The 8,254-nt window shown below is 63.4% G+C and carries 11 protein-coding genes and 1 pseudogene; 7 read left to right on the top strand and 5 right to left on the bottom strand.

Features of this window, described 5'->3' with window-relative positions:
• The 5 genes from FV242_RS23765 to FV242_RS23745 form a co-directional block, all read right to left on the bottom strand.
• A partial coding sequence (locus FV242_RS23765) for a GTP-binding protein (RefSeq protein WP_246692844.1) occupies positions 1-232 on the bottom strand: 232 nt, incomplete at its 3' end.
• A 57-nt stretch (positions 233-289) separates the two neighbouring features.
• Positions 290-2,365, bottom strand: coding sequence for an elongation factor G (gene fusA / locus FV242_RS23760; protein ID WP_147909525.1), 2,076 nt, complete (start codon positions 2,363-2,365; stop codon positions 290-292).
• A 30-nt stretch (positions 2,366-2,395) separates the two neighbouring features.
• Positions 2,396-2,866, bottom strand: coding sequence for a 30S ribosomal protein S7 (rpsG, locus tag FV242_RS23755; protein ID WP_007557567.1), 471 nt, complete (start codon positions 2,864-2,866; stop codon positions 2,396-2,398).
• 133 nt (positions 2,867-2,999) lie between these two features.
• The gene (rpsL, locus tag FV242_RS23750) at positions 3,000-3,371 is read right to left on the bottom strand and encodes a 30S ribosomal protein S12 (RefSeq protein ID WP_007557568.1); all 372 of its coding nucleotides are present in this window, start codon (positions 3,369-3,371) and stop codon (positions 3,000-3,002) included.
• A 361-nt stretch (positions 3,372-3,732) separates the two neighbouring features.
• Positions 3,733-4,398 carry a DUF805 domain-containing protein gene (locus FV242_RS23745; RefSeq protein ID WP_147940635.1) on the bottom strand — a complete coding sequence of 222 codons (666 nt, stop codon included), beginning with the start codon at positions 4,396-4,398 and terminating at the stop codon, positions 3,733-3,735.
• Between the two features lie 389 nt (positions 4,399-4,787).
• Between FV242_RS23745 and FV242_RS23740 the strand changes: the two are divergent.
• The 7 genes and pseudogenes from FV242_RS23740 to rplE all read left to right on the top strand — a co-directional run.
• Positions 4,788-5,120, top strand: a pseudogene (locus FV242_RS23740) (transporter substrate-binding domain-containing protein); the annotation flags it as partial.
• 48 nt (positions 5,121-5,168) lie between these two features.
• Entirely contained in the window at positions 5,169-5,438 is a 270-nt protein-coding gene (locus tag FV242_RS35705; protein WP_246692842.1) for an ABC transporter permease subunit, read from the top strand.
• Positions 5,439-5,855, top strand: a complete 417-nt coding sequence (locus FV242_RS35700; protein WP_306440316.1) for an ABC transporter permease subunit — start codon at positions 5,439-5,441, stop codon at positions 5,853-5,855. It abuts the gene before it with no gap.
• Between the two features lie 294 nt (positions 5,856-6,149).
• Positions 6,150-6,527 (top strand): hypothetical protein, encoded by a 378-nt coding sequence (locus tag FV242_RS23730; RefSeq protein WP_147909523.1) that lies wholly within the window; start codon positions 6,150-6,152, stop codon positions 6,525-6,527.
• Between the two features lie 477 nt (positions 6,528-7,004).
• The gene (rplN, locus tag FV242_RS23725) at positions 7,005-7,373 is read left to right on the top strand and encodes a 50S ribosomal protein L14 (protein ID WP_007557579.1); all 369 of its coding nucleotides are present in this window, start codon (positions 7,005-7,007) and stop codon (positions 7,371-7,373) included.
• The gene (gene rplX / locus FV242_RS23720; protein ID WP_007557581.1) at positions 7,373-7,687 is read left to right on the top strand and encodes a 50S ribosomal protein L24; all 315 of its coding nucleotides are present in this window, start codon (positions 7,373-7,375) and stop codon (positions 7,685-7,687) included. The genes rplN and rplX overlap by 1 nt, the downstream gene beginning before the upstream one ends.
• The gene (gene rplE, locus FV242_RS23715; protein ID WP_147853154.1) at positions 7,680-8,246 is read left to right on the top strand and encodes a 50S ribosomal protein L5; all 567 of its coding nucleotides are present in this window, start codon (positions 7,680-7,682) and stop codon (positions 8,244-8,246) included. The genes rplX and rplE overlap by 8 nt, the downstream gene beginning before the upstream one ends.
• Positions 8,247-8,254 lie beyond the last annotated feature (8 nt).

Below are 8,254 nucleotides of genomic sequence, written 5' to 3'. Positions count from 1 at the left end.
CGTAGTGACGGTTGGCCGTCTCGTACTCCACGTGCGCGGTCGAGATCGTGATCCCGCGCGCCTTCTCCTCCGGCGCCTTGTCGATCTGGTCGTAGGCCGTGAACGTCGCACCGCCCGTCTCAGCCAGCACCTTCGTGATCGCCGCCGTCAGCGACGTCTTGCCGTGATCGACGTGACCGATCGTGCCAATGTTGCAGTGCGGCTTGGTGCGAGCGAACTTTTCCTTGCCCATCAGAGCCTCCTAGATTCGAAATCGTGTTGCGGATGAAGAGGTGGTACCGGCGTAGCCTCAGGCGTACTTGGCGATGACCTTGTCGGCCTCGCCGCGCGGCACCTCTTCGTAGTGGTCGAACTGCATGGTGAAGTTCGCCCGGCCCTGCGACATGGAGCGCAGGTTGTTCACGTAACCGAACATGTTGGCCAGCGGCACCATCGCGTTGATGACGTTGGCGTTGCCGCGCATGTCCTGGCCCTGGATCTGGCCGCGGCGGGAGTTCAGGTCGCCGATGACCGAGCCGGTATACTCTTCCGGCGAGACGACCTCGACCTTCATCACCGGCTCGAGCAGGACCGAGCCGCCCTTCTGAAGCGCCTCGCGCAGTGCGGCCCGGGACGCGATCTCGAAGGCCAACGCCGACGAATCGACGTCGTGGTAGGCACCGTCGATCAGCTCGACCTTGACGTCGACCACCGGGAAGCCCGCCAGCACGCCGGCGCCCAGGACCGAGTTGAGGCCCTTCTCTACGCCCGGGATGTACTCCTTGGGCACCGCGCCGCCGACGATCTTCGACTCGAACTGGAAGCCAGCACCCGGCTCGTTCGGCTCCACGACGAACTTGACGCGGGCGAACTGGCCCGTACCGCCGGTCTGCTTCTTGTGGGTGTAGTCGATCTCCTGACGTCGGGTCAGCTTCTCGCGGTAGGCCACCTGCGGCTGGCCGATATTCGCGTCGACCTTGTAGGTCCGGCGCAGGATATCGACCTTGATGTCCAGGTGAAGCTCGCCCATCCCCTTGAGGATGGTCTGGCCGGATTCCTGGTCCGTCGAGACCCGGAAGGACGGATCCTCGGCGGCGAGCTTGGCGAGCGCGATGCCGAGCTTCTCCTGATCGGCCTTCGACTTGGGCTCGACGGCGATCTCGATCACCGGCTCCGGGAACTCCATGCGCTCCAGGATCACGGCCTTCTGCGGATCGCACAGGGTGTCACCGGTGCGGGTGTCCTTGAGACCGGCGAGGGCGACGATATCGCCCGCGAAGGCTTCCTTGACGTCCTCACGGTTATTGGCGTGCATCAGGAGCATGCGGCCGACGCGCTCCTTCTTGTCGCGCGTCGAGTTGATGACGTTGGCGCCCGACTCGATCTTGCCCGAGTACACGCGGCAGAACGTGATGGTGCCGACGTGGGGATCGTCCATGATCTTGAAGGCGAGCATGGAGAAGGGATCGGCATCCGTCGGGTGACGGACGACCGGCTCCTCGGTCTTGAAGTCGAGGCCGTCGACGTCGCCACGATCGGCCGGGGAGGGGAGGTAATCCACCACGGCGTCGAGCAGGGGCTGCACGCCCTTGTTCTTGAAGGCCGAGCCGCACAGGACCGGATGGAAGGCGCGCAGCTGCACGGCGCGACGCACGAGCTTGTGCATCGTCGCGGCATCCGGCTCGGTACCGTCGAGATAAGCCACCATGGCTTCGTCATCGAGTTCGACGCAGGCTTCGACCAGCTTGCTGCGGTACTCGACGGCCTGGTCCTTGAGCTCCTCGGGGATCTCGACCTCGGAGAAGTCGGCGCCCAGGGTCTCACCGGACCAGACGATCGCCTTCATCTTGATCAGGTCGATGACGCCCTTGAAGCTGGACTCGGCGCCGATCGGCAGCTGCAGGCAGACCGGCTTGCCGGCGACGCGGTCGATGATGTCGGCGACGCACTTGAAGAAGTCGGCGCCGATCTTGTCCATCTTGTTGACGAACACGACACGCGGGACGTCGTACTTGTCGGCCTGGCGCCAGACGGTCTCGGTCTGGGGCTCCACGCCCTGGTTGCCGTCGAGCACGCAGACGGCGCCGTCGAGCACGCGCAAGGAACGCTCGACCTCGATGGTGAAGTCGACGTGCCCAGGGGTGTCGATGATGTTCAGGCGCTTCTCGCGCCAGAAGCACGTCGTCGCGGCGGACGTGATCGTGATGCCGCGCTCCTGCTCCTGCTCCATCCAGTCCATGGTGGCGGCGCCGTCATGGACTTCGCCGATCTTATGCGACTTTCCGGTGTAGTAGAGGATCCGCTCCGTGGTCGTGGTCTTCCCGGCATCAATGTGGGCCATGATGCCGAAGTTGCGGTAGTCCTCGATCGCGTGCGTGCGGGGCATTGGATTGCTCCTGAGAGACGGCGGAACCGCTTACCAGCGGTAGTGCGAGAAGGCGCGGTTGGCTTCAGCCATCCGGTGCGTATCTTCCCGCTTCTTGACGGCGTTGCCGCGGTTGTTCGCGGCGTCGAGCAGCTCGGCGGAGAGCCGCTCGATCATGGTGCGGTCGTTGCGCGACCGGGCGGCCTGGATCAGCCAACGGATGGCGAGGGCCTGGCGGCGCTCGGTCCGGACCTCGACGGGGACCTGGTAGGTCGCGCCGCCGACGCGCCGGGAGCGCACTTCGATCATCGGGGCGACATTGTCGAGCGCAGCGCGGAACACCTCGATCGGGTTGGCGCGGGCGCGGTTCTCGACGATGTCGAAGGCACCGTAGACGATCCGCTCGGCGGTCGACTTCTTGCCCTCGTACATGATCGAGTTCATGAACTTCGTCAGCACCACATCCCCGTACTTCGGGTCCGGGATGATCTCACGCTTCTCGGCAGAGTGACGACGGGACATCTCTTAAACTCTCAAACGAGTCTGACTTAAGCACCTCGCGCAGGCCGCCTGGGCTTTCTTGATGAAGCCGGCGACATCCTTACGAGGCCGTGGAAACGCATCTCTGCGACCGGATAAACTCCGGTCGCCGGTCTTACTTCGGACGCTTGGCGCCGTACTTGGAACGGCGCTGCTTCCGGTTCTTCACGCCCTGCGTGTCGAGCACGCCGCGCAGGATGTGGTAGCGCACACCCGGAAGATCCTTCACGCGGCCGCCGCGGATCATGACGACCGAGTGCTCCTGGAGGTTGTGGCCCTCGCCAGGAATATAACCAATCACCTCGAAGCCGTTGGTCAAACGGACCTTGGCGACCTTACGAAGGGCCGAGTTCGGCTTCTTCGGGGTCGTCGTGTAGACCCGGGTGCAGACGCCGCGCTTCTGCGGGCAAGCGTCAAGCGCCGGAACCTTGTTGCGGCTCCGCTGGATCTTCCGCGGCTGGGCGATCAGCTGGTTGATCGTCGGCATCCTGTGCCCTCTTCCTCGGTCACCTTGGCCGGACCGCCTAGGGCAGTCCGCAAAACGAATATGCGCCGGAGGTCCTGTCACAGACCCTCGGCGCGGTGTGGGCAGAGGAGCACGCTCATAACGAACGCGCTCGTACCTACGGATCTGACTTAGAGCGTCAGGCGATTTGAGCCTTCGGATCGCTCGAGGCGATCGCGGCGCCCAAGGGTCAAACCCTAGGGCCGTCGGCAGCCAATGGCCGTCCGAAGTGGCGCGCTTTTAGCCTCGGTTAACCCGCAGGTCAATGCGTCGATCGCGATATTCTGGGCACCGCGCCGATCGAGTGATCAGCCCGGCCGACAAACGCATGTGCTCCCGCATCCTATGCGCTCGGTGCGATGGGTGGAAGGCCGAACCGGTTCGGCTCCGCATCGCCGGCTTTTGCCAGCACCTGTACGATGAACCAGATCCAAAATCCGAAGGTGGCAACGCCAGTCAGCAAGGCGAGAGTGCTGAACAAGGCAGGAACCCCGATCGCATGGCGGCTGTAAGATGAGAGAAAGCCGATCGATGCACAGAGGAAGGACAGCGGAGTGAGGACGTAAGGTACGGCGTTCAGCCAACCGGATCGATTGACATCATGGCAGCGCTTGATGCCGAGAGCGAGGCCGCACCATGCCGTAACAAAAAAAACGATTATGTTCACGCCTGGAATAAGGCCAAGAACAATGTTTACAATCATCAGCACTAAAAATCCAAAGGTCCAATAGTCACGACGTCCGATGCGGCCATTCGGATTAAAATAGAAAGCAACCCAATCTCGCTGGCGAACAGCTTTACTGAAGGCCGGTGAGAAAACCGGGGCTTGACCGGGGACAGGGTATATTTCGCGTGCCTCACCATCGACAACTATGAAGTCCACCGCATGGCCAGCCCGTGTGCCATTACTGTTCAGATCTGCACTTGAGAAACGATAGCGCTGACCGACATCGCCCGAGATTGCGCCCGGCGCATTTGCTTCGGGTACTGCCAGAATATATCCGCGCATTCGTCAAACCTCTCGTTTTTGCTCCCGTTATCATTGGGATGCAGAGATCACGACAATGTGCCTGGGAAACCGTTCAGTCAACGCGAGAGAAGATGTCGATTTTTGGTGATCACAAATGTATATATTGAATTTCAATACCATATTAATCGATATCATATTACTAAGGTGATACGTTACATTATCTGGCTCGCCCTTCTGTTATCTCATCGATTGATATCTTTTAACGCCCATAAACTCATCTCATTCATTAGAACGGTCTCGGTCATACTAATAGAGTTTTACTTTTAATATTAATATGATTGAATTCATATTTTGGCGAGAGAATCCTCCATTTCACAGTTAGTGCTTAAGCAAGGTCGGCAGAGCGCACTCCTACAGCCGATAAGGGCACAACCAACGAGACCGTCCTGCGCCGGGACTTTTCGAACGCGACCGTGGTGGCGTTCGACGATACGCCCTTCGCCTTCGCGGCCCTGCGCAACGGCAACGTTCAGGCGAACACGCAGGACGGATCGAAGCTCGTCAATCTGCTGGCCACGGCTCCCGACAAAGAGAATCACGAGGTTCCGGCCTTCTCGATTTCCAACGACTACATCGGCGCCGGCATCCCGAAGGGTGAGACCCGCCTCCGCGCGGTGGTGGACGAGACGCTCCGGGAGCTGGAGGCCAGCGCGAAGGCTGCGGCGCTCTACGACCGCTGGTTCGGCCCGAACACGACGTAGCCGCTGCCGTGCCTGTTCCGGATCGGCGACCACAGCTAGCCGACGGCGGTGAGTCCCTTCGGCGATCTGCTCGCGCTGCGCTACCTGGTCTGGCTGCTGCAGGGTTTCGGGGTCACCCTGGTCCTGTCTGCGTCGGTGTGCGTGGCCGGAACGGCACCCGGCCTTGCCTTCTGCTGCCTGAAGGAGGCGGGGGGCCGGTTCGTGAAGGCGCGGAGTACCGCCTTTATCAACCTCATCCGGAACACGCCGCTGCTGGTGCAGCTGCTCTTCTGGTACTTCGGCGCCGTCGCGCTGATGCCGTCCTGGCTCACCGCCTGACTGAATAGCCCACACGGCCTGGCCCTGGGGCCGGCCACCCTGCACTGGCCGGCCTACGAGACCCTGGCCAGCTTCCTCGGGCTGACGCTCTACGCCGCCGCAGACATCGCCGAGGAATGCCGGGCTGGCCTCGACGGCGTACGGCCTGCCCAGCGGGAGGCCGCTTTTGCCCTCGACCTGACCGGTCTCCAAGTCTTCCGCCAGATCGCGTTGCCGCAGGCCCTGCGCTTCGCCTGGCTGCCGGTGGTCGGCCAATATCTTAACACCATCAAGGACACGTCGCTGACCATGACCATCGGCCTCGCCGAGCTGTCCTATGCGTCCCGGGAGGTGGAGACAGAGACCTTCCTGGCCTTCCAGGTTTTCGGCATCGCGACGCTCCTGGAGAGCCTCGAATCGAGCCAGATCGCGCCGTGAACGGGCGCGGCTCGCGGCAGCCTGCTCCCAGCACCGCGCCGGGGGGCCATCAGGTCGAGACGAACCGCCGGACCCGGTCCGGTCTCGACCGCACCGCCCTCGAGCACCGCGTGATTCGGCATCGTCGAGGCCATCCGGGATGGTGCATCCAACGTGGGCGCCGGAACGGGGGCGTGCCGGATCGGGGCAGGGGCCCGGCAACACGGTCTACGGAAGATTAAAGCGAACCGTCGAAATGTCCCGATCGTCGGACGGCCCGTGGGCCGGCCTTTGTGTGCGTCGAGGATGTTGCGTATGGGTTGCGTCGCGGTCAGCAACGTCGTCCCCTTCCGGCGGATCGCCCCCGCCTCCGCGGCAGGCGAGCGGGACGCCCGCAACCGCCGCCGCAGCGAGCAACGCTCGCTCATGGACGCGGTCTACGCCACCGGCAGCATGATCGTCGCCGCCGAGGACCGTGAGATCAAGCTCACCGCGTCCCGCTTGCAGGTCTACGGCTTCCTGACGATCGAGGAGGTGACCGAGGAGGGCGGCATGCGGCGCCTGCGCCCCTCGGAGGCGATCCGGGCCCGGTCCGAGCGTCCGTGGCGCCTGTCGAAGCCGGCCTACGGAAGCGCCGTGACGATCCCGAGCCTCGACGACTTCCTGTTCGAATCAGCGGGCCAGCCCTTCTGAAGCCCTGAACGCCCGAGAGAGCCATGTCCGCCGCGCGAGGCTGCGCGGCGGACATGGCTGTGGTGTCGTTTCGATTTATCGGCCGCCCCGTCTCGCCGCCCAGCCGCCGCGGAGACATCCTGGCGGAAGCCGCCCTCGACCCGCCGGACGCACATCGATAAGCCCGTGGTCGGCCGCGCCGGGACACCACGCTGCGCCAGCCATCGAATCGCCCCGACCGCGCCCGATCCCCCCCGATCCCACCGGCGAATGTGTCGCGATCGGCTTGCCTTTCGGGGCAGCCCGTAGTATCCGCCCGGCCTTCGCGACATTTCGATGGGTGCTCGCACCCTCTGAACGCGGTGACCGCGCCGGCGTCTCGGACGCCGCAAGCGCGGTCTATACCATGAGCCGGGGACATCAGATCCCCATCAGGCGTCGTCCGCCGGGCAATACCGCCCGTGTGCGGAAACCCGCCTGAAACAAGGAGTCACGCACGTGATCCAGATGCAGACGAATCTGGACGTCGCCGACAACTCGGGTGCACGCCGTGTGATGTGCATCAAGGTTCTCGGCGGGTCGAAGCGGAAGTATGCCGGCGTTGGCGATGTCATCGTCGTGTCGGTCAAGGAGGCGATCCCGCGCGGTCGCGTCAAGAAGGGCGACGTCATGAAGGCGGTCGTCGTTCGCACGGCCAAGGCCGTGAAGCGCGTCGACGGGTCGGTGATCCGCTTCGACAAGAACGCTGCGGTCCTGATCAACAATCAGAAAGAGCCGATCGGCACCCGCATCTTCGGACCGGTGCCGCGCGAGCTGCGCGCGCGCAACCACATGAAGATCATCTCGCTGGCGCCGGAGGTGCTGTGATGGCCGCGAAGATCAAGAAGGGCGACAAGGTCGTCGTACTCACCGGCCGCGATTCCGGTCGCTCGGGCGAAGTCATCCAGGTTCTGCCGAAGGAAGGCCGCGCTTTCGTGCGTGGCATCAACCTGGTCAAGAAGCACCAGAAGCAGACGCAGAACCAGGAAGGCGGCATCATCTCCAAGGAGGCCGCCATCCAACTCTCGAACATCGCGGTCGCCGATGCCAACGGCAAGCCGACCCGCGTAGGTTTCCGCATCCTCGAAGACGGGCGCAAGGTCCGATTCGCCAAGAGCACGGGGGATCAGATCGATGGCTGAGGCCGACAAGAACGCCTACACCCCGCGCCTGCGCAAGCACTACGACGAAGTGGTGCGCCAGAAGCTGATCGAGGAGTTCGGGTACAAGAACCCGATGCAGGTCCCGCAGATCGAGAAGATTGTCATCAACATGGGCGTCGGCGAGTCCACCGCGGACTCCAAGAAGGCGACCGTGGCGGCTGGCGACCTCGCGCTCATCGCCGGCCAGAAGCCGGTGATCACCCGGGCCCGCAAGGCCATCGCGACCTTCAAGGTCCGTGAAGGCATGCCGATCGGTTGCAAGGTGACGCTGCGCAAGCAGCGCATGTACGAGTTCATGGATCGCCTGATCACGATCGCGCTGCCGCGCGTCCGCGATTTCCGCGGCCTGAACCCGCGCTCGTTCGACGGCCGCGGCAACTACGCCCTGGGTCTCAAGGAGCACCTCGTGTTCCCGGAGATCTCCTACGACAAGGCCGAGCAGATGTGGGGCATGGACATCGTCGTGGCGACCACCGCCCAAACCGATGCCGAGGCCAAGGCACTGCTCGCCGCCTTCCAGTTCCCGTTCCGGCAGTGAGGCCCTCG

This window comes from Methylobacterium sp. WL64, assembly GCF_008039945.1.
Classification (GTDB): domain Bacteria; phylum Pseudomonadota; class Alphaproteobacteria; order Rhizobiales; family Beijerinckiaceae; genus Methylobacterium.
The sequence above is the reverse complement of the archived record's forward strand: the minus strand, read 5'-3'. Positions and strand labels throughout refer to the sequence as shown.